This is a genomic window from Fischerella sp. JS2 (genome assembly GCF_032393985.1).
GTDB lineage: Bacteria > Cyanobacteriota > Cyanobacteriia > Cyanobacteriales > Nostocaceae > Fischerella.
On sequence record NZ_CP135918.1, the window covers coordinates 4,068,297 to 4,093,007 of the forward strand.

The 24,711-nt window shown below is 40.0% G+C and carries 23 protein-coding genes; 7 read left to right on the forward strand and 16 right to left on the reverse strand.

All coding sequences use genetic code 11. From position 1 onward, the window contains the following. Window positions 1-311 precede the first annotated feature (311 nt). Together arsS and arsM are read right to left on the reverse strand one after the other, a co-directional pair. Window positions 312-1,298, reverse strand: coding sequence for an arsenosugar biosynthesis radical SAM (seleno)protein ArsS (gene arsS / locus RS893_RS17270; RefSeq protein WP_315785849.1), 987 nt, complete (start codon window positions 1,296-1,298; stop codon window positions 312-314). A gap of 225 nt (window positions 1,299-1,523) precedes the next feature. Next, a complete protein-coding gene (gene arsM / locus RS893_RS17275; RefSeq protein ID WP_315785852.1) occupies window positions 1,524-2,492 on the reverse strand; it encodes an arsenosugar biosynthesis arsenite methyltransferase ArsM in 969 nt (322 codons plus the stop codon). A gap of 329 nt (window positions 2,493-2,821) precedes the next feature. On the opposite strand from arsM, the gene RS893_RS17280 reads away from it, so the two are divergent. Then, entirely contained in the window at window positions 2,822-4,258 is a 1,437-nt protein-coding gene (locus RS893_RS17280) for a phosphoglucomutase/phosphomannomutase family protein (RefSeq protein WP_315785855.1), read from the forward strand. A 58-nt stretch (window positions 4,259-4,316) separates the two neighbouring features. Then, window positions 4,317-4,892, forward strand: a complete 576-nt coding sequence (gene rdgB / locus RS893_RS17285) for an RdgB/HAM1 family non-canonical purine NTP pyrophosphatase (RefSeq protein WP_315785857.1) — start codon at window positions 4,317-4,319, stop codon at window positions 4,890-4,892. Window positions 4,893-4,953: 61 nt separating this feature from the next. Here rdgB and RS893_RS17290 read toward each other — a convergent pair whose 3' ends face one another. The 7 genes from RS893_RS17290 to RS893_RS17320 form a co-directional block, all read right to left on the reverse strand. Continuing rightward, window positions 4,954-5,292, reverse strand: coding sequence for a P-II family nitrogen regulator (locus tag RS893_RS17290; protein WP_009459835.1), 339 nt, complete (start codon window positions 5,290-5,292; stop codon window positions 4,954-4,956). 320 nt (window positions 5,293-5,612) lie between these two features. Next, window positions 5,613-6,302 carry a hypothetical protein gene (locus RS893_RS17295; protein WP_315785928.1) on the reverse strand — a complete coding sequence of 230 codons (690 nt, stop codon included), beginning with the start codon at window positions 6,300-6,302 and terminating at the stop codon, window positions 5,613-5,615. Between the two features lie 248 nt (window positions 6,303-6,550). After that, the gene (gene nth / locus RS893_RS17300; protein WP_315785930.1) at window positions 6,551-7,243 is read right to left on the reverse strand and encodes an endonuclease III; all 693 of its coding nucleotides are present in this window, start codon (window positions 7,241-7,243) and stop codon (window positions 6,551-6,553) included. A 273-nt stretch (window positions 7,244-7,516) separates the two neighbouring features. Continuing rightward, window positions 7,517-8,599 (reverse strand): RIP metalloprotease RseP, encoded by a 1,083-nt coding sequence (gene rseP, locus RS893_RS17305; protein WP_315785933.1) that lies wholly within the window; start codon window positions 8,597-8,599, stop codon window positions 7,517-7,519. A gap of 1,080 nt (window positions 8,600-9,679) precedes the next feature. Beyond that, entirely contained in the window at window positions 9,680-10,960 is a 1,281-nt protein-coding gene (gene serS / locus RS893_RS17310) for a serine--tRNA ligase (protein WP_315785936.1), read from the reverse strand. Between the two features lie 259 nt (window positions 10,961-11,219). Continuing rightward, entirely contained in the window at window positions 11,220-11,444 is a 225-nt protein-coding gene (locus tag RS893_RS17315) for a hypothetical protein (RefSeq protein WP_315785939.1), read from the reverse strand. Window positions 11,445-11,940: 496 nt separating this feature from the next. After that, window positions 11,941-12,510: a DUF3611 family protein gene (locus RS893_RS17320; protein ID WP_315785941.1), complete on the reverse strand. Its 570-nt coding sequence runs from the start codon at window positions 12,508-12,510 to the stop codon at window positions 11,941-11,943. Window positions 12,511-13,338: 828 nt separating this feature from the next. Between RS893_RS17320 and RS893_RS17325 the strand changes: the two genes are divergently transcribed. Beyond that, complete coding sequence (locus RS893_RS17325) at window positions 13,339-13,686, forward strand: PadR family transcriptional regulator (RefSeq protein WP_009459843.1); 348 nt, start codon at window positions 13,339-13,341, stop codon at window positions 13,684-13,686. 54 nt (window positions 13,687-13,740) lie between these two features. Then, window positions 13,741-14,271, forward strand: a complete 531-nt coding sequence (locus RS893_RS17330; protein ID WP_315785953.1) for a cofactor assembly of complex C subunit B — start codon at window positions 13,741-13,743, stop codon at window positions 14,269-14,271. 625 nt (window positions 14,272-14,896) lie between these two features. Here the strand turns inward: RS893_RS17330 and RS893_RS17335 are convergent. Next, on the reverse strand, window positions 14,897-15,214 hold the full coding sequence (locus RS893_RS17335) for a DUF3155 domain-containing protein (protein ID WP_026086363.1): 318 nt from the start codon (window positions 15,212-15,214) through the stop codon (window positions 14,897-14,899). A 354-nt stretch (window positions 15,215-15,568) separates the two neighbouring features. On the opposite strand from RS893_RS17335, the gene RS893_RS17340 reads away from it, so the two are divergent. Continuing rightward, a complete protein-coding gene (locus RS893_RS17340) occupies window positions 15,569-16,882 on the forward strand; it encodes a sensor histidine kinase (RefSeq protein WP_315785963.1) in 1,314 nt (437 codons plus the stop codon). Window positions 16,883-16,951: 69 nt separating this feature from the next. On the opposite strand, the gene RS893_RS17345 is transcribed toward RS893_RS17340, so the two are convergent. From RS893_RS17345 to RS893_RS17365, 5 genes are all read right to left on the reverse strand, one after another. Then, a complete protein-coding gene (locus tag RS893_RS17345; protein WP_315785966.1) occupies window positions 16,952-18,199 on the reverse strand; it encodes an S-layer homology domain-containing protein in 1,248 nt (415 codons plus the stop codon). Window positions 18,200-18,782: 583 nt separating this feature from the next. Next, window positions 18,783-19,469 carry a conjugal transfer protein TrbI gene (locus tag RS893_RS17350; RefSeq protein ID WP_315785968.1) on the reverse strand — a complete coding sequence of 229 codons (687 nt, stop codon included), beginning with the start codon at window positions 19,467-19,469 and terminating at the stop codon, window positions 18,783-18,785. A gap of 410 nt (window positions 19,470-19,879) precedes the next feature. Further along, on the reverse strand, window positions 19,880-20,506 hold the full coding sequence (locus tag RS893_RS17355; protein WP_315785971.1) for a nucleotidyltransferase family protein: 627 nt from the start codon (window positions 20,504-20,506) through the stop codon (window positions 19,880-19,882). Continuing rightward, the gene (locus tag RS893_RS17360) at window positions 20,475-21,095 is read right to left on the reverse strand and encodes a hypothetical protein (RefSeq protein WP_315785973.1); all 621 of its coding nucleotides are present in this window, start codon (window positions 21,093-21,095) and stop codon (window positions 20,475-20,477) included. Before RS893_RS17360 ends, RS893_RS17355 begins: the two co-directional genes overlap by 32 nt. Before the next feature lie 129 nt (window positions 21,096-21,224). Next, a complete protein-coding gene (locus RS893_RS17365) occupies window positions 21,225-22,238 on the reverse strand; it encodes an XdhC/CoxI family protein (protein ID WP_315792006.1) in 1,014 nt (337 codons plus the stop codon). A gap of 414 nt (window positions 22,239-22,652) precedes the next feature. On the opposite strand from RS893_RS17365, the gene RS893_RS17370 reads away from it, so the two are divergent. Further along, on the forward strand, window positions 22,653-22,940 hold the full coding sequence (locus RS893_RS17370) for a Mo-dependent nitrogenase C-terminal domain-containing protein (protein ID WP_315785975.1): 288 nt from the start codon (window positions 22,653-22,655) through the stop codon (window positions 22,938-22,940). Between the two features lie 220 nt (window positions 22,941-23,160). Here the strand turns inward: RS893_RS17370 and RS893_RS17375 are convergent, their stop codons facing one another. Further along, window positions 23,161-23,301, reverse strand: coding sequence for a hypothetical protein (locus RS893_RS17375; RefSeq protein WP_315785977.1), 141 nt, complete (start codon window positions 23,299-23,301; stop codon window positions 23,161-23,163). A gap of 380 nt (window positions 23,302-23,681) precedes the next feature. On the opposite strand from RS893_RS17375, the gene RS893_RS17380 reads away from it, so the two are divergent. Continuing rightward, window positions 23,682-24,656, forward strand: a complete 975-nt coding sequence (locus RS893_RS17380) for an ABC transporter ATP-binding protein (RefSeq protein ID WP_315785979.1) — start codon at window positions 23,682-23,684, stop codon at window positions 24,654-24,656. The last annotated feature ends 55 nt before the right edge of the window (window positions 24,657-24,711 follow it).

Sequence of the window (24,711 nt, forward strand, 5' to 3'; positions counted from 1 at the left end):
GCTTTTAGTGTGGTGTGAGGAGCTTAACTAGATTCCATCATAACGATAATTCACCAATCCCAACATACTCGTAACAGTTTTTGTAACAAGATTTTTGTAATTAGTTAGCGGCTAGGCATCAGTGAACAGTGTAGACGCGCTCATAGGCTTCCCGTAGGGTACAGTGAGTAATAGAATTTGATAACTGAACTACACCCCACCCTGCCTTAAGCCGCGCAGGGCGCACGGCAGGTGACGCCTCTTTCTTTATGCCGGGAGAAGAGTCCACCGCAGTGCCTCGTCTACACATTCCCCACCTCCCACCTACGGAACTACACCAAAGCCCCACCACAGCTAGAACCACACCCAGCAGTGCAACCATAGCAATACGCCGCAGTTTGGATCTCATCGATCAAATCTAAACTACCAGCTGCTAGCAACTTAGCGATCGTCAGATTTTCACCATCACGAGTTTTTGCAGGTAAATTCATCATCTGGTTAAAGTCGCAATCATACACGTTACCGAGATAATCAACAGAAAGTTGATCACGACACATCAAATTTTCTACAGTATTAGGGTTGAAATTTAACTCTAAAAACTGTAAGTAAGGTGCATATAATTTCTTGCGTTCCAAATGTAGTTTAGTTCTGCCTACTGGTAAATTCGTAATAGTGAAGAGATGATTAAATACAATACCAAAATGCTCTTGTAAGAACACTTTGTAATCTTGTTCTAGTTTGACTTGATCTGGAGTCAAAGAAAATTTTTCACTCGAAGCTAGCTGGGGATTATACACTAAATCTAAAATTAAATTTGGTTCTTTACCATAACCAACTTGATTAAGCCATTGTAGTGCTTTAATAGAACCATCATACACACCAGCACCACGCATTTTATCAACATTATCTGCTAAATAGCAGGGTAAAGATGCCACAATTCGCACTTGATTTTGAGCAAAATATTTTGGTAAATCACCAAATCCATCTTCAAAATAAATAGTTAAATTAGACCGAACTATCACCTCTTTATTTGCTAATTTTGCTGCTTCCACCAGGGGTTTAAATCCGTAATTCATTTCTGGCGCACCCCCAGTCAAATCAACAATTTTAATCTGTGGGAATGCACGAATGATTTCAATTAATTGTTGACAGACTTCTGGAGAAAGTTCTTCTGTACGTTTTGGTCCTGCTTCTACATGGCAATGGTTACACGCAAGATTACAGCGCTTTCCTAAATTAATTTGTAAAACAGTAATTTGTTGCTTAGTTAAAGGTGAAGAAAGTTTTTGTTTGAAATGTGTTACAGATATTTTAACCATAATTCAATATTTAGCGTGTTAACAATTAAACCTATATTGAAAATAAGGATTGGGGTACGACTTAACAGCAAACCCATAATCCATCTGTGTTAATCGGTGTGCATCTGTGTTCGATTTTTCAAGAAAAGTTAAATACTAAAGGGAAAGGATTTTTATATCCCTTTAACCCTTCCCCTTTACCCTTTCCCCAAGCTTCTGTAAAAAGTCTCCCGGAGAGGTTATTATTTAACAACAACCACCACCGTCATAATGCCATGTGGAATCAGTAATAATTATTTGATCTGGCATAGAAGCAGCAAGTTTAGTGGCAGTTTTATCACATACTGCTGCTGGCAGACCACGCTGTAAGACATGACCTGCGCCATCATCAAAAAATGGTTCTGAACCTGCATAAATCGCTGTTTTACCAGTAAAAACACAAGCCCCATCTTCTGGAATAATCACTTTGAAAGATACAGAATCAAGACTTTCTAAAAGTAATGGTTCTGACAAATTATAAGTTTGACAATCTAACAAACGATAAGGGCGACGGGTACGAATTTCTACTTGACCAAAACCAGCCTTGATAATACGCTGAATATATTCTTCATAGGTAAGTGCGCCAGACAAACACATAGCCCGTAGGCGCTCATCTTGTTGTAAATGTGGTGGAATCGGATGAGTAGCAATAGGATCACTCATCTGTAAACGCCCACCTGGTTTTAATACCCGATACGCTTCTTGCAAGGCACGGGTTAAATCTTCTGGTTCAAAAATATTAAAAAGGCAATTTTGGGCTACGACATCTACAGAAGCATCATCAACAGGTAAGTTAAAAGCATCCCCAGCACGAATGTCTACAAAGCTAGGATCAAACCAGGGATTTTCTGTAGCGGCAATTGCCAGGTTACGTGTAGCAGCTTGGCGCATTTCTGCAACTGGATCAACAGCAATCACAGCACCTGTGCGACGAGAAAAATAGGCAAATTGTAAAGCCTCTAAGCCTCCACCAACACCAACATACAGTACAGTAGGCTGGTTTGCTAGTTCTCCTGGATGAACAGTTGTACCACAACCATAATTCATTTCCTGCATTGGTTGGGGAATTTTTAATCCAGGTAGTTGTAGAGGTGTACTTTGCACACAACAAAGTCCTACTTCCGGTGTTTGGGCAACTTGACTGTAAAATTGTGCTGCTGTTTCAAGATAAGTCATTGCATTCGGTGATCTGAAGTGTATTAGCGTCTAGAATCAGCTTTGTGATCCTAATATATTTAAAAAAACTCTGTTTGATAAGTTTCTGCTGAGAGATTCTGGCTTGTGGAACAGTTTCACTTAAATTTGTGTCATAAGTTGTTGGTCTGTTAATTTTATTTTGATGCGATTTAATGAGTTCGTAGTCAGTACTTTAGTGCTTGAATGAATAAGGGCTAAGCCCTAACTACAAACTTATATTTAGTAACACCTTTAATACTTAAATCTTTTTTTACTGGGTGTTTTGTGTAAATGTTACAATCCTCCTAAACAAAAGTTGGGATACTTCAATGCCAGTTGCAGCTAAATCAATCAAGTTTGGTACAGATGGCTGGCGCGGCGTGATTGGCGATGATTTCACTTTTGAACGTCTAGCCCTTGTCGCGCCAGTTGCCGCAAAAGTACTATTCAATACCTACGGTGAAAAAGTTGACAACCGCACAATCGTAGTTGGTTATGATCGCCGTTTTATGGCGGAAGATTTCGCCCAGAAAGCTGCTAATGTTGTCTGTGCAGCAGGGTTTGATGTCTTGTTTAGCGAAACCTATGCACCAACCCCAGCTTTTAGTTGGGCTGCAAAGCATCACAATGCTTTGGGGGCGTTAGTGATTACTGCTAGTCACAATCCGGGGCAGTATTTAGGATTAAAAGTTAAAAGTGCTTTCGGTGGTTCTGTACCGCCAGAAGTAACTAAAGAAATAGAAGCGCTTTTAGAAGAGGAAGTACCAGTTGCCTCAACTCCAGGCAAGGTTAAAAAATTTAATCCCTGGGAAAGCTATTGTCAAGAGTTAGAAAGTAAAGTTGATATAGTCAAAATTCGTGAAACCATAGCCTCTGGAAAGCTGACTGTATTTGCTGACGTCATGCATGGTGCTGCGGCTGGTGGACTTGCAAGACTACTAGGTGATGCAGTTAAGGAAATTAATAGTGATCGCGATCCTACTTTTGAAGGCGGTGCGCCAGAACCTTTACCTAAATACCTTTCCCGTCTGTTTGGAGTAATGAAAACCCACCGAGAAAACAACCCTACAGGTTTAACGGTAGCGTTGGTTTTTGATGGTGACTGCGATCGCGTTGCCGCAGTAGATGGTGCAGGGAATTTTTTAAGTTCGCAAATTCTCATCCCGATCTTAATCGATCACTTGACCCTGCGGCGCGGTTTTACAGGAGAAATAGTCAAAACTGTAAGTGGTTCTGACTTAATTCCCCGTGTAGCAGCACTACACAACTTATCAGTGTTTGAAACACCTGTTGGTTATAAGTACATTGCTGACAGAATGCTAGCAGCCCCAGTGTTATTAGGTGGCGAAGAATCGGGAGGTATTGGTTACGGTAGCCATATTCCCGAACGTGATGCCCTATTATCAGCATTGTATGTACTCGAAGCGATGGTAGAATCCGGCTTAGATTTAAGCGATTATTACCGTCACTTACAACAACAAACAGGCTTTAGTTCTGCATATGATCGCATCGATTTACCCTTAGCAAGTATGGAAGTGCGGGGTCGCCTTTTGGAACAATTACAAACAGAACCATTAAAAGAAATTGTCGGCAAAGTAGTAACAAATTGCCAAACAATAGATGGTTATAAATTCCGCCTAGCTGATGGTAGTTGGTTGATGATTCGTTTTAGCGGCACAGAACCAGTTTTACGCCTCTACTGCGAAGCCTCCACACTCGAACAAGTCCATCAAACTTTGACTTGGGCAAAACAGTGGGCAGAATGAAGATGAAGGATGAAGGATGAATAATAGTTCATAATTTATAATTCATAATTCATAATTTATGAAATTACTCGTAGTAGCCACAGGAAACCCAGGTAAATTGCGGGAAATGCAAGCTTACCTATCTAATTCTGGTTGGGAATTAAAACTTAAACCAGAAGATTTGGAAATTGAGGAAACAGGCGATACCTTTGCTGCTAATGCCTGTCTCAAAGCATCACAGGTTGCCAAAGCCACGGGAAATTGGGCGATCGCAGATGATTCTGGTTTAGAAGTAGATGCCCTTGATGGTGTACCAGGGGTGTATTCTGCCCGTTATGGCAAAACTGATGCTGAACGCATTACCAGACTATTAAGAGAATTGGGTGATGAGGTGCAGCGCCAAGCCCAATTTGTCTGTGTAGTAGCGATCGCTCGTCCTGATGGTGCGATCGTTCTACAATCGGAAGGTATTTGTCGTGGTGAAATTCTCTATAGCCCGCGTGGTAATAGTGGTTTTGGCTATGACCCAATTTTTTACGTTCCCGAAATGCAAATGACCTTCGCTGAGATGACGCCAGAGTTGAAGCGCAGTATAAGTCATCGCGGTAAGGCTTTTGCCAGCTTACTCCAAAAGTTGCCTGATTGGGAAGGATAGGTGTTAGTTGTTAGGTGTTAGTTGTTGACCACTAACCACTAACCACTAACCACTAACCAATTTACACCGCTTCTGTATTTTTTTCCCCAGTTCTGATCCGTACAACTTGTTCAACTGGCGAGATAAATATTTTACCATCGCCGATTTCTCCTGTCCGAGCAGCAGAGATAATTTTATCCACAACCATATCTACTTGGTTATCCTCTACAACAATTTCTAGTTTGAGTTTTTGCAAAAACTCTACCGTATACTCGGAACCACGATAACGTTCTGTTTGGCCTTTTTGTCGCCCGAATCCCCGGACTTCAGAAACGGTCATGCCAACTATACCAGCATTTACCAAAGCAATCTTCACTTCATCAAGCTTAAATGGACGAATAATAGCTTCTACTTTCTTCATTCTTTATCTCCTGCTTTTGAGTAGCTTCTATATATATAACCAGATCCTTTGTCCAAAGCTTTAACTGATAACGCAACCCATAATTGTAAAAAAGTCTTAATACGTACAAAATAAGTACCATTACAAAATTAATTACACATTCTCTGTGCTGTTCCCTGTTCCCTTGCCTCCACCTGTAACTTTAATTTTGCCTAACCACTTACTAAGTGCATTACCGAAGTAATTTAAAAAAAGTAATGGTTCCATCTTAATTTATCACTACTTTGTAGCTTAGGTAACAGAAATATTTTTGTCCTTGCTATACTCAAAACGAATTTGAGTTAATGGCTTTGATGTTCAAAGAAAGGACGCACAACCAAATAGCCAGCACCAAAACCCAAAATTATGATTAACATGATCGCTAAAAAGAACCACCAACCATTCATTCTTTCTAGTTCTGGTTCGCTAGTTGAGTAGGTTATAACCTCCTGTTCTTCTATAAGCACTGGTTCTGACATTGAGACAGGGAATTCCATTTCTGTATATACCACGGCTGGACGTGGATGAGGATGCTGCGGTTGTGGCTGCGGTTTTTTCGCCGGAGGTTTACTAGTATGATTTACCTGTTTTGCTATGTGTTTACCGCCTCTAGGATTTCCTGCAAATTCTCTACTGGGAACGAATTTTTGTGGTTCTTCTGTTGTCTTTTGCTTGTTAGCTACTGATGTAGATGTTACCTCTGCATCTGCTGCTTGAGTTTGGGGAAAATGCTGAGGTTTAGATTGGCTAGAGACATCAAGTAAATTTTGTAGATGTAGAACAGACTGGACTACCTTAGCAATTTCTTGGCGTAAGAGTTGATTTTCTTGAACGATTTGCTGATTTTGGGCAGTAAGGGTGTTGATTCTTGCCTGTGCGGCTTGTAACTCTGCTGCCAAATCTCGATATACAGATAAGGGTACAGAGGGTGAATAATTTTGAGTAGTCGTACTGGGTCTAGGACCGTAAAAAGAGCCGTTAGCTGTTTGCATTTTGAGTTTAGAGGCAAATAATGATACAAACTAAGCCCAAGAATAATAGAAAAATTCCCTGTGGGCAAAGATTTTATAATTTAACTTATGTTATATAGTTACTAAAGCCTTCTGGCATATGCTAAAGAGGCAAATTGACTGGGTTAAATTTATTTTGTACGGTTAAGCATACATTTTTACCCATAGCCAGTGGTTTTTACCAGAAATCTTAGCCTGCCGTGTAAAATACGCCTTTTTTCTAGTTGCGATCACTCTCCTCGCTTTTGCTTTGTACTTTTTACCTTGAACTCCCCATTCGCTGATGGACACAGATCAGCTAAGTCGCAAGCTTCACATGCAGGATTACGAGCTTTACAAACAGCACGACCATGATAAATCAACCGGATTGACCAATTTTCCCAGTCTGGTTGGGGCAAAAGGCGCATTAAATCTTGTTCAATATAGATGGGTTGTGTATGTTCAGTCAAACCTAAACGTTGGCTGAGACGTTGGACATGAGTATCAACTGTTACACCTGCATTAATTCTAAAGGCGTGAGCAAGGACTACATTTGCTGTCTTACGCGCTACACCTGGAAGCAATAATAATTGCTCCATCTGCTTTGGTACTTCACCACCAAACTCATTCACTATCATGCGACAGGCGGCTTGAATGTTCTTTGCCTTATTACGATAAAATCCCGTAGAACGTACTAAATTTTCTAACTCACTCAACTCAGCATTAGCCAAACTAGGCGCATCGGGAAAGCGACTAAATAGTGCTGGGGTGACCAAATTTACCCGCTCATCTGTACACTGGGCGGAAAGAATCGTTGCTACGAGGAGTTGAACTGGTGTGGAATAGTTTAAAGAGCAAGTCGCATCTGGATAAAGACGCTTGAGGCGGACTAATATTTCTAGCGATCGCTGCTTTTGAGATGACCATTTACGAGTGTTGCTCACTGTACGTGGAAATTAGGGATCGGGGATTATCTTATCAGCAAACTCATGATTCATCGGCGTGTATCTGTGGTCAATTTTTCATGCTTTCATTGTGGGCGATCGCACCTAGTGTTTTAGTACTGGTTGGTATTAATTTGTATTGTTTGTAAACGCAAAGGATCGCAAAGTGGGGCTAAATTTTTACTTAGCCTCAATTTAGGACTAATTAAGTCTACTAAAAGTAGACTTGGGTTATTAGCCCGCAGTTTACTTGCGGGCTTGGGGGCAGGTCAATTACTGGAATAATTTTTGTACCCACTCTAGTTGGGAAGTTTCTTTGACAATCAGAAAAATACCTAATCCCAGAAGTAGCATTAAACCAGTTTGCATTACACCTTCTTGAACACGAGAAGGTAAAGGTTTACCGCGCAACCCTTCAATGAGTAGGAAAGCTAGTTGTCCTCCATCCAAGGCTGGTAAAGGCAGAATGTTGATAATTGCTAGGTTGATGCTAATTAAAGCTCCAAAATAAAATAAACTGCCTGTATCATTTTGAGCAATGTTAGCACCAATTTCCACAATTTTAACGGGGCCTGCTACTTGACCAGCTGTTTCGCCAAAATTGGTAATTAATTGCTTAAAACCTTGAAATGTCATATTCAGAATGCGCTGAAATTCGGCAGCACCAAGGTTAAAAGCTTCTATTAAGTTGACACGACGCCGTACAATTTGACCGTTGGGAGCAAGTCCAACGCCAATACTACCCCCAGCTGGTTTTGCTTCAGGAGTAACATTTAAAGACAGCTTTTGTTCACCACGAGCAATTTTTAGTTGAATTGGCTTACCTGCATTCGTTTTAATTATTTCTCTTAAAGCCTCTATCTCTTGCAGTGATGTGCCAAACTCTTTGTTATTAGCAGCTATTATGACATCTCCTGGTTTGACACCAGCTTGGACAGCTACATTACTAACCTCTGGTGCTAATTGTTTGATTAAAACTCCTGGTAGAGTTGCTTGGGAAACACCAACTAAGTTAACCTGCGCCACAAGCAGAAAATAGGCAAAAATTAAGTTTGCTATCACTCCTGCGCTGATGACGATCGCCCGATCTAAAATTGGACGGTTACGCAGCAAGTTTGGATCGTTGGGTGGAATGTCACTATCTGGATCATCGTCAGGAAAACCAACAAAACCACCCAAGGGAAATGCCCGAATTGCGTATTCGGTTTCCGAACCTTGGTATTTCCAAAGAATCGGCCCAAAGCCCAAAGAAAAGCGATTAACATGAATTCCTTGAGACCTTGCTGCAATGAAATGTCCTAGTTCGTGTACCAGGATCAGAACAGCTAAGACTGCGATCGCCGCTAAAACTGACATAGAGAATTTTTTTGAACTTACTTGCTATACTTTTCTTTATTCTAGAATGAGTACAAGTCTATCATCGGTCTACAACAAAGCATAATTTTCGGGCTTTTTCGCTAATTCCTGAGGGGGAATGATGAATTAGGAACTCCTCAAAAGTAGTACGTTTCTCAGGTGTGGCCTTTCTCTAGGCAAAAAAGTAGGGTTATTTTTCTCGTCATTTTGGCACACAGAAAACGCAAATAAAAAAGCGATCGCACTCATCCTCAGCAAATAAATTCTCTCTTAAAATCCTCAGTTGTCTTACTGAGAGGATTTATTTTATTAATACGCGCCTACTTGCTTGCGTTAGTCTCCCATGTCCCAATTAAATATCGGCGATTTGCTGCCTAAATTACTCCAGGTATTGCTCAGTGCCGGTTTGCTGGCTTTTTTAGTGAACCAATTACCCCAAATAAATTTACCCTTGTAGGTAATATTATCCCTAATTGGACTAATCATATTAGTGCTTGTTGTCCTCGAATCACAATCCAATCAGTCTCTAACCAATCCCACATCTGCAAATCAAAATTTGCTGTTTGGCTGGTTCCCCCTTAGTTAATAGCGCAAGTCGTCTGAAGACGACTCAAATAAATCAAAAAGTCTGCTTAAGCAGACTTTCACTATAAGACTGCAATTTCAATCACAGGCTTATGTGCGAGTCTAAGAACTTCTTCGACGAGTCTTTGATTCTTATCGATGAGTCTTTAATATTCACTGACGAGTCTTTGAACCTCGTTAATGAGTTTTGAATACTCGCCGATGAGTCTTGAATATTCGCACACGAATCTTGAATACTCGCCGACGAGTTTTTAAATTTCGTTAATGAGTCTTTAATACTCGCCGATGAGTCTTTTATTCTCGCTGACAAGTTTTTGAACCTCGTTAATAAGTCTTTGATACTCGCTGATAAGGATTTGAACTTCGTCAATGAGTAAGTTAGGTGCGTGACAATAATCTAATTTTTGACCATTAAATTAATTAGCGTCGTAACCCAGTATGATTTACGGTGCGTTATGCTGTCGCTAACACACCCTACCAAACACCAATCGAAAATCACAATATTTCCCGTCCCAAGTAAGGTTGTAGGACTTCCGGTATCTTCACCGTACCATCTTCTTGTTGATAATTCTCCAAAATTGCCGCCATTGTTCGTCCCACAGCTAAGCCAGAACCGTTGAGGGTATGAACTAACTGTGTTCCCTTCTTAGCAGCTTCTTTAAAGCGAATATCAGCCCTTCGTGCTTGGAAATCTACAAAATTAGAACAGCTGGAAATTTCCCGGTATTTACCAGAAGAAGGCAGCCAAACTTCTAAGTCATAGGTTTTGGCAGAATGGAATCCTATATCCCCAGTACATAAATTAACAACTCGATAAGGCAACTTTAATGCTTGTAAAATAGCCTCTGCATCACCTACTAATTTTTCTAATTCATCAAAGGAAGTGCTGGGATGGACAAATTTCACTAATTCTACTTTATTGAATTGATGCAAGCGAATTAATCCTCGCATATCCCGTCCGTAACTCCCAGCTTCGCGACGAAAACAGGGAGTGTAAGCACAGTGATAAATAGGTAAATCTTCCCCAGCTAGAATTTCACCACGATAAAGGTTAGTAACAGGTACTTCCGCAGTGGGAACAAGCCATAAGTCGTCATCAGCGCATTTGAAGCTTTCTTCTGCAAACTTGGGTAGTTGTCCGGTGGCTGTTAGTGAAGCACTATTAACTAAGAATGGAGGAATGACTTCTACATACCCTGCTGCTGTTTGGCGATCAAGCATAAAAGAAATTAATGCCCTCTCTAGTGCTGCACCAGCCCCAATCAACGTTACAAAGCGACTTTGGGCAACTTTCACAGCCCGTTCGACGTTGAGAATACCCAATTTTTCGCCAATTTCCCAGTGAGGCAAAATATTGGCATTTTGCGGAATGTACTCATCACCCCAACGCCGCACTTCCACGTTTTCTTCTTCATTTTTGCCTATGGGTGTAGAGTCACTAGGCAAGTTAGGAAGTGCAAGTACCAGTTCTTGAATTTTGGCTATGATTTCTTTTTCTTGGGGTTCTAGTTCGCTTAATGTGGCTTTAACAGAGTTACCTTCATCCCGCAAGGCTTGAATGTCTGGGTCTTGAGGATTTATACCAGATTTAATCTTTTGCCCAACTAGCTTACCAATTTCGTTACTGCGTGCTTGGAGTTGACTACGTTTGCCCTCCAATTCACGTTGTTGTTTATTTAAATCTACTATCGGCTGAATATCATAGTTACCGCCACGAGTATTCAACCTTTCTTGTACGAATTGCGGATTTTCCCGTATTTGCTTAATATCCAGCACAGACTTTTCCTAGTTTTTAGTATAAAAAGGCAAAAGACAGTAGGCAGTAGAAACTAAGTGTTTATTCTTGACGATTGACTATTGACCAATATCAAAATTTTGCCCCAGCTTTATTGCCAGGGCTATCACACTGCAATTTATTTTAGGCATTTCCAAGGTTATTTTCCAAATATTTATTATGTTGATCTGACTAATAGTCTCAATATCTGAGGATTGCGATCGCTTTTTTATCACTTAATTATAGAAATTATATAGTTATTTAAGATTGTCTTTCTTGTTGATTTTCTCTTGCCTGGCTGAAACGCTCTTCTTGAGTCCCAGCAGGGGAAGGTAGCCAGTATGCCAGCACAGTGCTTAAACCACTCCAATAAAGTGTTTGATTTTCTTTCGTTTTATCGTTGACTAGCTGGAAAGTACAAAGACCAATCATCACTGTACTGAAAAGGAACTGTATCCCAAATCTCCAAGTTTGTAATTCTCTCATTGTGTTAGACCTCCAAGCACCTTTATCACTTTATTTACTCAATTTGTATCACTCTTTAGTTAGATGTTTTTGTCAGGAACATGTACTTGTCTCCATACTCCAGAGGAATGATTCCGCAAAAGAGTCATTTGTCATTTGTTATTTGTTGGTGGTTAGTAGTTAGTAGTTAGTGGTAAGTCGCTGACTCACCACCGCACTGGCTCGTCTACACACCCCACCCTTACCTTAAGCCGCGCCAAAGCGCGTCTACACACCCCTTACACTCCCCATTGCCCCTAATCTCCAAAGCCTCTTTCTTTATGCCGGGGGACCCTTACTTTACAGAAGCCGAGTAAAGCGCGTCTACGGCAATCGCTCATGGGGGACTCACCGGTCCCCTTTGGGGTTGGGGGAAGAACCCCCTGCGTTCCCGTCGTTGCCTCACCACCGCACCGGCTCCTCCCTTGGGGGAGTGGGGACCGATGAGTTCCCCACCTCCCACCTCCCCAATTCCCGCCTAGCGAGTAATGCGATTGAGTAGCCAAATTGACCCCACAAGTCCGGCAAAGTGAGCAGAGACTGTATTAGTATTTGCTTGCACTACAAGCATATCTAGACCACTGATAATGCGGTTGGGGTCAAATAATTGTGTAGTAATTGCTTGAGGAGATATAGACCTTGCTACCAGAGTACCAACAATCGCCTGCGCTCCTAACAGAGTCAACAACATTCCGACTAAATTCACTAATAGTCCAAACCGTAAGACTTGGACTGTTTCTAATTTGCTAGGGTGATTGTTAGGATTAGAAGATAACAGTTGTCTGCCAATCCGGGTGTAACGGAAAGCTAAATATACACCTACACCCAAGGTAACTAGTCCACAAACTGCCAGAAATACACCAAATCCATTGCCTGGGTTATTACTAGGGCTGCCAGGCCTTTGGCTAAAAATACCGAATAACAGCACAATAATTGTAGAAACTACGCCTAGTACTAGCTGAATCCAAAAGCTAATCCAACCAATAAGGCGAAAGGTTTTAGCAATTTCCTGACGGCGAGAAGAAGATGATTGAGAGTCTACTGACATACTGATCACCTATGTGCTGGGGAGGTTTGATAGATTAACTATGACACTTAATACCATTTTGGATTTTGGATTTTAGATTTTGCGAAAAGTTTGTAGACACAAAGTGGCTTAAGGTTAGGGTGCGGAGGTTTCCTCCGTTAGCGTAAGTTCCGAAAGCGCTAGCGAGGCTCAAAGCTTTTCAAGAAGGATTTTGGATTGATAAATTTTGACTGGATAAGCTTTGGTGTTATCCATCATTCCTAATCATTTTCCCAATGGGTATAACCAACAGTCTTTAAGTATCCCAAAGTATCCCAAATCTAGAAATTCAGTAGACTATGCTGGCTTGAATGTGTCAACAGGTGCAAGGATTAGATAGATAGATGTTAGCTTATGCTTTGTATTTTAAAGATTTGCACTGGTGCGATCGCTGTAAAAAAAGTGTTTATTAAGTTTTACAGAAAAATTTGCAATTTACCTTTAAAATTGCTAAGGCAACAATTTATGCTTAAACAGTCCTCACACGCTCGGCATCACTAAACACAAAGACAATGGTCAAACTGTTGTCTGTTTGCTCCTCACCACACTGCCTAGAGCTTGGGGCAGGAGTGCATTTTTGCACCTCTAAAGCTGGCGCATTGATAAGGCGCTGTCACTGGAATTTATTTCCGGTGCATGAAGTGCCATCCCCACAATTAAAAACTTGGGTTAATAATTTTATTGTGTGCGCTTGCCAATCCAGCCTAAGTAGCGTTATATACTTACCCAGATAGGGAGTAGCACTATATACTCACAAAAGGGATTGTAGGCTCGACCCTTGGGCATTGTTTTAGCCATTCTTCACTAACCATGAAACTTGAGGATATATATCAATTCTTTGAGAATCCTCCGCCAACTTACCTTTGTCAAGAACTAGCAGTTTGTTATATCTTGTACGTTTTATTACAAGGGGAGTCTTACGGAACCGAGTTAATCCAACGCTTAGAAACTGAATACCCCACCTATCGTCTTTCGGACACCGTACTTTACAGTGCGATTAAGTTTCTCGAAGACTACAAAGCTATTACAGGGTATTGGAAAAAACTCGAAGGACGCGGACGTCCCCGGCGGATGTACCAAGTTTCTTCAGAGTGGATTCCACAAGCACAGGATTTAGCACGTCTTTGGCAACAGTACATAAATGGGAGGACAAATTAACGAATAATTGATAATGAATAAGTCTCCTCCACTCAAGCAGTAAAAACTCACTATATGGATACCGCTATTCTGCCATCCACGTTGTTGCTCACTTTTGTGTTATCGGTCGGATTATTTTTCTTTGTTCGTGCCTCTACTAAAGACCGTACTGAAGTTGCACAACTGGTATCTGAGCAAGACGAAGCTACTTTAATGTCTCAATTAAGGGAGTATTTCCGAGCTAGGTCTTACCGAGTGGCAGCGGTAGACCAAGAACAAAACCAAGTTATATTTGAAGGCAATGTTCGACCCAGTTGGTTTTTAGCAATATTTTTGACTGTGCTGAGTGCTACTGGTATTCTTTGTCTATCACTGGTTTTGTCACAACTTTTCCCTAGCCTGAGTAGTTTTTTTATCGGGATGGTATTGCTATCCCCTGTCAGTGGTATTTTCTACTGGAAAAAAGCTGGAAAGCTTGAAAAGGTATCGCTAAAGGTAGAACAAACTCAGGGCGAATCACCATCCTCAAGTCGAATTACTGTAACTGCCCATCGAGATGAACTGATTGAGTTAAAAAGGGTATTAAAGCTAAAGCCAGGTGAATAGCAACCAAGCTATGAACACCGATGATTCCTTGATGGTACAAGCCGCCTGATTTATCTGTGGAATCAATCCGTCTTGAAAAGCTTGGAGGTTCACCCCGGAACACTGCGCGTAGACGCTTACGCGTCTACAAACTTTTCGTAAAGTCCAAAATTATTTGACTATCTCTGAAATCACTAAATGCAGATTTGTGGGCAGCATTTGTCGGAAATGGAAACAAAAATAACTAATCCCGATTATAGATTATTCTCCACAAGAATTTTAATTCTTGTGGAGAGTAGATTATATTTTGTTTGACAAAGCGGCTTGGCAAATTTTACAAAAATTAATTGGTGGTTTACTTTTCCCTAGAGAACTAGCTCCTAAGCACGTCGTTCACATGACACGAACTCTTTGCTTAGGGAGGAGTCGCTACATTCCCGTTTTTTGTAATCTTTGTCATCCAAACCTCATCCTACAAACATAATAGTTTGGCAGGATTTGATTAATCTTAATCCAGACCGCTAAATTTGACTGGCAAATTAGCTGAAAACTAAAAAAAAATTAAATTTTTATATATCTTTAGCATTTTGCCAGTTAATAATTGTCAAAAGCCACAATCACTATCTACTAAATCGCCTTAGATGTTTCAGCGACTAACCAATGCCATCGGTTCTGGGACAGCAGAAGGTTCTAACGTTCTCAGACTAGGGAATAGGAAATGATTCTCTTCTACATACTGAGCGCCAAATAGCCCCTTTTCAGCCCAAAAGTATCGATCTGTTGTATGTTCGTTGCGCTTTACGAGTAGCAAAGCGGGTGGCAAGATCCCTTCAGCTTGAATAAATTTTCTGGCTGCTGTCACAGGTTTATCTTCGCCGCTTTCAATGCTATATTGGGGCACATGCTCTAAGATACGCCGCCCTTCTTGCCGACGACGGCTCTTCCGCTTTCGTCTCCTTGCCAACCTTTTTTCCTCCTCTTCAAAGCTACAGATTGTAGTTATAGCTACAAAATCCGTCGTAATTATAAAAGTTCTAGTTCAAAAGATCAACAGTTTTTAAACTTTTGATACAAGAAACATAATTTCTCTTAACGTAGATAAATACTTTGGTAAGTATTATGAACAGTGTTGGTGGTTGGTGGTTGGTTATTTATAAACTAAAGCCCAATACCTAATGCCTTCTGTCCTGGTGCCTCCTGCCCTGGTGCCTTCTGCCTTCGGATTAATGCATTAGTTGCAAAATATAGTTAAGCTTTGTTACATATAGAACTCACACTTTTTCCTTGTTTTGTCCTAATTCTGAGCAAGATCTGAAAAATGCTAATGTCTGCCAGTTCTGAATTTATTGCTCTGTGCCGAGAGCAAATGGCGTTACTAGTTCAAGGACTAGGAGCGTCATTAAGTGTTGTATATTTAACACAAGAATTGGTAGAGGCTCCAACCAATGAAGCGAAATTGATTCCATTAGTAGTTTATCCAGAAGCAGTTGGAGGTCAAAGTACAAATGCTCTGGCATTACCAACACTGAATCAAAAGTTATTGACGTCAGCAAAAGATTTTCCTGTCCCATCAAATAGTTCTAAGACAGAAAATAGAACATCAGAGGATTCACCAGAAGAATCTCTTTTAAGCGGCGACAAAATCGTTTTACCTCTGGTTTATGAAGATGTCATGATGGGGCTACTAGTGACAGCTAGAGAAGATAGGGCATGGAATGAACAGGAGCGGAGTCGTATAGAAAGTATAGCCCGAACACTGGCAATAGCCTGTATTTTAGACCAGCGGCGCACATGGTTAGAGGTACAGTTGCATCAACAACAAATTCTGCAAGAGAAACAGCAGGATTTACTAGATAATCTGTTGCATCAATTTCGTAATCCTCTGACAGCATTGCGAACCTTTGGTAAGCTGCTTTTGAAGCGACTGCGGTCGGGAGACCCTAACCGAGAAGTAGCAGAAAGCATTGTGCGGGAAAGCGATCGCCTGCAAGAATTGTTGAAGAAATTTGATGAAGTGATTGATTTGGGGGTAGAGAATTTAGCACCTTTAAAACTACCAGAACAAGAAGAAATATTTGTAGAAGCAACTGTAGAAAAAGAAGACAAACCGCCATTATTGCTACCAGGAACAGGAGAGAAAGAAGCAGATTGCTATCTTGCTGATATATTGCAACCCTTGTTAATTTCAGCGCAAGCAATAGCACAAGAACGCAACCTGCAACTGATTGCAAATATTCCGTCTAATTTACCCTTAGTACGCGCTAACTGTAAGGCATTAACAGAAGTGTTTAGCAACATCATCGATAATGCTTTGAAATATACTCCTGCGGGTGGCAAGGTATTGATAGAAGCGGGAAAACAAAAAGACAATCTTCAAGGAGTTGCGATCACAGATACAGGTCCCGGTATCCCACCGCAAGATTTGGAACATTTAGGTGAACGTCATTACCGGGGTGTACAAGCTCAAACTGAAATTCCTGGTACAGGTTTAGGGATAGCTATTGCTAAACAACTTATAGAGCAAATGCAGGGAGAAATTGAAGTAAAAAGTCCTGCTTTAAATTCAGCTATTACATCACCTCAAACACCAGGAACTACTTTTATTGTGTGGTTGCCGATTGCTAATGGTTAGTGGTTAGTGGTTAGTAGATAGTAGTTAGTAGTAAACAACCAACAACTAACAACTAACAACTAACAATATCTATCTGAGTGAAACTTGGAAGTTTTGACCAATGGTCATTTGCAGGTCAGTGTCTGGGTCAATGGCTATGAGATCAATACTATTCCTACCGAAGAATAGACCAATTAAAGCACCGATACCAGCGCCACCCAACACCTCTTCTGTAGCAATGGCGCGATCGCCTGTAACCGCAGATACGGCAGCTGCTGCACCTGCACCTAAAACAGTATTCTTTAAAATAGCACCAGTACTAATACCTTTTTTGACAGTTTCGGTTTTGGTAATTACTTCAGAAGCAGCGTTGATTTGGTACTCCTGACCATTAGTCAAAATTAATCTTTCTGCCACGAATTGAGAACCGCCTTTAGCTGGTTTAAGTTGACCAACAACTTGACTGTTAGCAGGAATGACTACTGTTCCTGCATCTGTAACGACATTTTGCGAAACAGTCAGTGTTAAAGGCGCTGTTTCATCCTTGGTGACGAGAATTTTTTCTGCTTTATCGTACTTCACAGGAATAACAGTTCCTTGGGGAATAGTCACAGCTACAGGTGGATTTTGTGGAGTCTGTTGGTTGGCAGCGACAATGTATGGGGAATTAATTGCTGCAACTTGACCAGTACTAACCAAAGCTTGATAGATAAAAGCTGCAACTTGGGCGCGTGTGGCAGTATCTTGTGGTTCTAGGAATCTCAGACTTGGATAGTTGACGACTATCTGCTTTTGAGTCGCAGCAGCTATAGGTGTGCGGGCATAACTAGAGATGCTATTAGCATCACTGTAAAATTGTAGGGTACTGTCTACATTACCGCTAGCAGTATAGTCAAGACCGTTGGCGAGAGAAACTAAAACTTGCTCACGAGGAATATTTTGACCAGGCTCGAATCGATTTCCAGGATATCCTGACAAAAAGCCAGTAGTATATGCTTGTTGAATAGCACTGTATGCCCAATAGTTTCTGGAAACATCAACAAAATTTACAGCCTGTCGTTCTGATGATTTTTGAAAAGCTTTATTGAGCATGGCAGCAAATTGAGCGCGGGTAACTGGTTCTTCTGGACGGAAGCTACCATCAGGAAAGCCAGCGATGACACCCCTTTGTGCTAATTCTTGAATAAATTGTCCTGCCCAATAGTTAGAAGAAACATCAGAAAAACTAGTTTGAGCGAAAGATGGTGCAGCTGTCACTAAAGGCGCGATCGCACCTGCTGTAATACCTAATGCCATGAAAGCAGCACATCCCGATTGCCAACGGAATTGAGTAAACATTTATTTTCCTCTCTAAATTTTTGTTTTTTCTATTACTTAATAAGATTATTTTCTGTAACAAAATGTTCCTAAAATACTCAATTTTGTAATAGAAAAAAGATGTTTTTTTAGTCAAAATGCTATTACTTGGCTAGGATTTATTCAGCCAAATTATCATTTTTACCTTTAGTTTTTATTGACGCAAACTTACCAAAAGAGTTTCGGTCAAATCCAAAAAAAAACCGTATGTATGCAAAACAGCAGTATTTAAAGGCTCATAATCTGTTTCAGTGTTAGCTAGTATATAGGTTTTGCATGCTCAGGACGGTGGAGTTAGGTTTTATCTGACTTTATGCTCTCTCGCCAGTTAATTCATCATGGACAAAGAACCTCTGTCATGTATAAAATCAGTTATTTTGTCATTAAGGATTCCTATATTCCGAATATAAAATCTCCAACTAGTCATACTGTGCGCATAATCTAACCAATATAATTTAATGCTTCTTCTTCATAAATTAGAGAGGGGTTTCCATAAAGGAAACCCCTCAAAGTATGGTCATCAGTTTTTAGAATGATGAAAGTCACAATTTAATTTCTGTTCGTCTTAGAAGCGGGATACTACCAAATTGGAGTTGAGAGTGACATCTAAATCTTGTTGTGGGTTAATGACAACAACTTCTACTTCTCTTTTGCGTAGTAAAGTGCTTGCTAAAGCACCGACAGCACCACCAGCTACTGGTTCTAGGACTTCAACTTTTTTGTTACCTGTAAGCAGAGAAATAACAGTAGCAGCACCTGCACCTAGGGCTGCATCTGTTAATACTGTGCTAGTCTTGGCTCCTTTCTTGATTGTTTCCTTTCTAGTAACTACCCGAGAAGTTGCATCGATAGGTTGTCTTCTACCATCGCTAAAAACTAATTCTTCTGCTACAAACTGAGAACCTTTTACACCATTTATAGTTCTTGGTTGTAATTGTCCTTCAATTTTAGTTCCCGCAGGAATTAAAATATTTCGATTTCCGTCTACAACGTTCTGTGCAACTTTTAAGGTTACAGATGTGGTTTCGTCAGGAGTAACAACAATTCTATCTTTATCGAAAGTAACAGGAATTGTGACTCCAGGAGGAATAGAAACTGTCCTTGATTGACTGATTGGTTGATTTGGTCTGGTAAAAATTGCTGGTTGTTGTGCAGTTGCAACAGGACCAAATAAAGGCACTATGGCGCTGGTTGACATTACCATTGCCATAAATGCTGTTGTTCTAGATTTCCAATGAAGCAAGCGATTCATAAATAGTCCTTCTTTAGCCTTAGTAAATTAAATGACGTGATATTACTGAATATTGTTTCTGAGTTATGTTCAACCTGTCTATCGGTGTATACCAATGGTAGAAGTTTGATGCTGAAAGTAAGGTTATGTAGATTTATTCCACATCATTATTATGTAGTTTAGCTACTTTCAATAGTAGTAGTGATTAACAGCTTATGTTACCTATGATGCAAAACTACATGATTTTGTTCCTGAAGACTTTTAACTTAGTGATATGTGATTAGAATAGATTATAAATAAACTTCAAAAATCAAGTATTTCCGTAGCAAACTAATATTTGGATTGATGAAAAGATTAGTTTTATTAACTAAAAAAATAATATTGTCAAGCCCAGATAACTGACTTTTTGAAGAAGTTGGTGGTCTTGTCTCTCATGCATGATTTAGGAAGACTATAGCTGCTTTTAAATATTCTTCGAGTGTATTAATATCTAACAAAACTGTTGGATCGTCAAAATCTACTTTACAAATTAATGAGTAAAACTCTTTAATAAGTTGACGTAAACCTAAAGTTGCTTCGCGTATATTTTCCAAGTTTGGTCGTATCTCCTTGGCAAATAACAATGGATGACCGATTTTACTTTTATATATAGGTGCAGTGATTAAGGCTGAATTATATTTGTGTGCTTGTAAAAGTTGCTGATAAATTTGTAATTTTCTGGGTTGATCAACAGCAGAAATTGCTAATATCTCAGCATTAGTTGGAATATTTTGTAATCCTGCGAGAATAGAAGTTGTTTTCCCAGCACTTGCATCAGGATTAATTACAACCAAACTCCCAGCAGGACAGTCACTTCCTCTGTGGTGATTGTGTGAACCTAACACTACCACAGGTGTAAAACCAGCTATTAACCACTGTTCTAGCTGGTAGGTTAATAATGTCTTACCTTCACACCAAGGTAGTGTGGTTTTACAAGTACCCATGCGGGTGGAACTACCCGCAGCAAGGATAATTACAAATTGTTGGTTATGAACGTCTGCGTTGACGACCAGGGCCAATTATCTCTCCGTTAGGGGTGATGATCACTCCGTTTGGGGTAATGATATTACCTCCAGGGGTAGCAATGGAACCATCTGGAAAGGTGGTAAAGCCAACATTACTATTGATGCTACCACTAGGGGTAATTACACGTTTGCCATCATTGGTAATAATCAAACCACCAGAGGTAATAGTCGGGCCACCAGGGACACTAAAGGAACCATCAGGATTAATAATATAATCGGCTTTGGTGTTGACGCCACCAACAGGGGTAAGGATACGCTGGCGATCGCTTGTGATAATTACACCACTGGGGGTGATAATCGTGCCAAAGGAATTAGTTAAGGAACCATCTGGATTGATAATAAAACCCGTACTGCTTGTGACACTACCAGCAGGGGTGATCACTCGTTCACCATCTGAGGTAATTTTTATATTGTTGGGTTGGACAATATTGATAATATTTCCACTGGGAGTAATGTAAGTACGGGAATTTGATTGAGTTTGGGAAAAAGCTGGGGAAGATATTAAAAAATTAATTCCGAAACATCCTATCAAGCTAATTGCTATATTCAATATGTGTGTTTGAAAAATTTGTTTTTTCAACATACAAATCGCATTTCATCTTTTTATTTAAGCTACAGATAACAATGCGATCGCGCTTCCATCTCTAAGAATATTTTTATAGTATACACTTCGTAAATTTCACAAATTCTGCGAAATTCGCTATTCGCTTATTTAGTGAGATACTTCATGATTCCCTAACTTCTTGACTATTGACAATTGACCATTGACTATTGACAGTGACAATCCACTTCCACCACGTCGCACTTTGATTAATTCTGCACAGATACTCACAGCTATTTCCTCTGGTGTAAAAGCACCGATATCTAAGCCTATAGGCGCATATATCTGCTGTAACAATTTTTCCGAATAGCCCTCAGTTTGTAAGATTTTGTACACAGTATGGACTCGTTTTTCACTGCCAATCATACCGATATATTTAGGTTGGTAATTCAATATCAACCTTAAAGCTGTTAAATCTTGTACATAACTCCTAGTGACTAAAGCAACATATAAATCAGATACATTATTTAAAATTTCTTGAATAGCAATAATTGGTTTAGCAAGTACAATTGCAGCTTCTGGAAATCGCTGATTTGTCGCAAAATCTGGACGATCATCTTGGACAATTACCTGAAAACCCGCTATTTTTGCAATTTGCGACAAAGGAATAGCTATATGTCCTGCACCACTAATTAATAGCTTTGGTGGTGGTGATAAAAGTTCTATGAAAGCTTGATCTCGTAGTATTAGTGGTGAATTTAGGGTTTGTGTTGTTGTCAGATATGGTTTTTGATCTGGAGTAAAGGGCGTAATTAAGACTGCTGTTTGCTCTAATGTTAATTTTTTTAAAATTTGCTTGACTAATTCAAGAGCTTGATAACCCGACCATAGTTCCAACCATACCAGCATTGTGCCACCACAAACACCCTGAGTTTGTGAATGTGATGCACCAGATAAATCTATTTCTACAAACTGCTTTTCGCCTGTCTGTAATACTTGCAATGCTTGCTGATAAACTTTAGCTTCACCAGCACCTCCGCCGATTGTATCAAAGGTCTTACCATCGCTACTGATGAGCATCTTAGCACCAATTTCTCTGGGAACAGAACCCTTTGTTTTAACGACAGTAGCTAAGACGACGGAATTTTTTTGTAAGGTTTGAGCAAGTACTTGATAGAAGTGGATATATTTACCCCATTAATTATACAGTTATCAGTTATCAGTTATCAGGTAATTCGCTATGTGTTTACTGTTCACTGACTTAATAAAATCACCCGATTGGGTGACTCCCTTGGATGAAGGCGATCGCTGTCTAAATTTAGACAATATAGATGAGTGGGAAACTTGAGAGCGAAGTTTTCCCAGTGTAACGCAAAGTTTTCATCAATGCGTGAGTTGATCCGGAAGCCTGTTTTTAGAGTTTGTAGTTAAATGTGTACCTAAAGAAGAGAGATAAAGCAAAAGCGATATCTCAAATCCAAAAAAAATTTGCAAGAATTTTGCATAAAACTCAAGAACCAAACTGTATACATATATAGGAAAAGGTTCAAAAAGCCAACTCAACCAATATACAAATTTTAAATTTTCAGGAAAACAATTATGACTAGCTTTACTCAAATCCAAACAAGACGCGACTTATTATCTCCTATGCGTGAATGGTTAGAATCTATTAATGTTCATAACGCTAAACTAGCCCATTTTCTATGTAAACTTATTCCTGCTCAATGTCCTTTTGAACGTGATGTTGTAGTATTTGGCCAGAAACTTTTCCACATTCCACCAATGTGTAAACTCAATCCTCTTTATGAAGAAGTTGTTGGTCTACGTTTCAAAGCTCTTTGCTATCTTGCAGATGAATGTGGTGAAGATATTACAGCCTATTGCTAATTATTCATGGTTAAGAGTAATGACAGCATGACTGTTCTGGCACTTAACTTGATTTAATTAAAACTCTTCACCATTAGCTTTGGCAATTTATTTATGACAATCACGTTCCCAATAAAATCCAGAGGCTTTTGTCAGTAAAAAACGCTAAATTAGTTTGGGCAAAACCTCTGGATAAAATAAAAATTTGATTGGTATTTTCATTAGTAACAAAGTTGCAATTTTAGAGAATTTTCCATCGCGATCGCTTCATACCTAATTCTGCGTTGGATTCATCAACATCATTGAAAAGTGAGCAGTGATAGATAACTGGTAACTGATAACTGATCACTGTAGAAAGTGGATTTTCGCCCTGTACCTGCATACTTATCGCGGTTAATATTATCATCCTCCCGGCAATACAAGAGGCAGCAACGTTTGAATTGCCATCCTGTCGTCTACAATTGCTTGGGTTTGAATCCCCATACTCTTGTTTCTTCTGCCATCTGAGTTGAAAGTAACCTCACAAGAACAGCCCCTTCACCCCTAATCCCCACTCCCTTAGGGGAGTGGGACCCCCGAGTTCCCCAGGACCCCCCTTCCCCTTTCCGCGAGTTCACCAGAGGGGTGTCCGATAGGATGGGGTGAAATTTTTTCATTGGGACTGTCCTGTGCCTTCTTCCAGGCTATCTAGTTCTTTTGCTACAGGATGTTTTAAAATAGTAGTTATTTTTTAATGTAACTTTTAGCACTAAATAACCGAAAATGAAAGTTGTTGCAGATACTACTGATTTTCCCTCACATACGCAAGAACAGACACCAGTGGTTCTCACTTCTGAACTACGAAAAGTTTACCGGACTGGTTTCTTTTTGAATCAAAAAGTCGTATCTCTCAAAAGCTGCTCTTTAACTGTTTACAAAGGAGAAACCTTTGGGCTACTGGGACAAAATGGTGCTGGTAAAACCACGCTATTAAAACTGTTACTAGGTATTATCCGTCCCACCTCTGGACGAGGATTACTTTTAGGTAAACCATTGGGTGATCGCACAGTCAAAGAACGTATTGGTTATTTACCAGAAAATCCCTATTTTTATGACTATCTTACGGGTTGGGAATTTATTCAGCTAGCAGCCGACTTATTCCAAATTCCTGCAAAGCTGCAACATCAACGCATTCCTCAATTGCTAGAATTAGTTGGTTTATCGCAAGCTGATGCTCGTTATAAGCAAATGCGTCGCTACTCCAAAGGTATGCTACAGCGTGTAGGTATGGCACAAGCGCTAATTAACGATCCAGAAGTGGTGTTTTTAGATGAACCTATGTCTGGGTTAGATCCGGTAGGACGGTTACAAATGCGGGAAATCATTCTATCGCTGAAAGCCGCAGGCAAAACAATTTTTTTCAATAGTCATATTTTAAGTGAAGTAGAACAAATTTGTGATCGCATTGCTATTCTTGCTCAAGGTGAATTAATTTGTTCTGGTTCTCTCAATGAACTCTTGGGAACATACAACACATATCAGGTTAAAGGTCAAGGTGGTGATTGGGAAATTCTACAAAAGTGGGTTCCTAATCTAGAATTTGTATCTAATGGTTATTGGCAAGGTGACTTGCAAGGTGATGCTTATGATTTTTTTGCAAGTCTGAATCTCATGGGTGGTCAAATGATTAGTATGAATTTGTCACGTTTATCTCTAGAAGAGTTTTTTATGCAACAGATGCAAAAGTATAAAAAATAAGGTCAATTGTCAGTCGTCAATCGTCGCTATATCATAAATAAACTACTAACTAATA

Coding starts and splice junctions, on each gene's coding strand:
- RS893_RS17375 (WP_315785977.1), bottom strand. CDS start 23,301: ATGCAGGTACAGGGCGAAAATCCACTTTCTACAGTGATCAGTTATCAG.
- RS893_RS17325 (WP_009459843.1), top strand. CDS start 13,339: ATGAAACTTGAGGATATATATCAATTCTTTGAGAATCCTCCGCCAACT.
- RS893_RS17370 (WP_315785975.1), top strand. CDS start 22,653: ATGACTAGCTTTACTCAAATCCAAACAAGACGCGACTTATTATCTCCT.
- RS893_RS17360 (WP_315785973.1), bottom strand. CDS start 21,095: ATGTTGAAAAAACAAATTTTTCAAACACACATATTGAATATAGCAATT.
- rseP (WP_315785933.1), bottom strand. CDS start 8,599: ATGTCAGTTTTAGCGGCGATCGCAGTCTTAGCTGTTCTGATCCTGGTA.
- RS893_RS17295 (WP_315785928.1), bottom strand. CDS start 6,302: ATGCAAACAGCTAACGGCTCTTTTTACGGTCCTAGACCCAGTACGACT.
- RS893_RS17320 (WP_315785941.1), bottom strand. CDS start 12,510: ATGTCAGTAGACTCTCAATCATCTTCTTCTCGCCGTCAGGAAATTGCT.
- RS893_RS17350 (WP_315785968.1), bottom strand. CDS start 19,469: ATGAATCGCTTGCTTCATTGGAAATCTAGAACAACAGCATTTATGGCA.
- RS893_RS17315 (WP_315785939.1), bottom strand. CDS start 11,444: ATGAGAGAATTACAAACTTGGAGATTTGGGATACAGTTCCTTTTCAGT.
- arsS (WP_315785849.1), bottom strand. CDS start 1,298: ATGGTTAAAATATCTGTAACACATTTCAAACAAAAACTTTCTTCACCT.
- rdgB (WP_315785857.1), top strand. CDS start 4,317: ATGAAATTACTCGTAGTAGCCACAGGAAACCCAGGTAAATTGCGGGAA.
- RS893_RS17340 (WP_315785963.1), top strand. CDS start 15,569: ATGCTAATGTCTGCCAGTTCTGAATTTATTGCTCTGTGCCGAGAGCAA.
- arsM (WP_315785852.1), bottom strand. CDS start 2,492: ATGACTTATCTTGAAACAGCAGCACAATTTTACAGTCAAGTTGCCCAA.
- RS893_RS17345 (WP_315785966.1), bottom strand. CDS start 18,199: ATGTTTACTCAATTCCGTTGGCAATCGGGATGTGCTGCTTTCATGGCA.
- RS893_RS17330 (WP_315785953.1), top strand. CDS start 13,741: ATGGATACCGCTATTCTGCCATCCACGTTGTTGCTCACTTTTGTGTTA.
- RS893_RS17280 (WP_315785855.1), top strand. CDS start 2,822: ATGCCAGTTGCAGCTAAATCAATCAAGTTTGGTACAGATGGCTGGCGC.
- RS893_RS17380 (WP_315785979.1), top strand. CDS start 23,682: ATGAAAGTTGTTGCAGATACTACTGATTTTCCCTCACATACGCAAGAA.
- RS893_RS17290 (WP_009459835.1), bottom strand. CDS start 5,292: ATGAAGAAAGTAGAAGCTATTATTCGTCCATTTAAGCTTGATGAAGTG.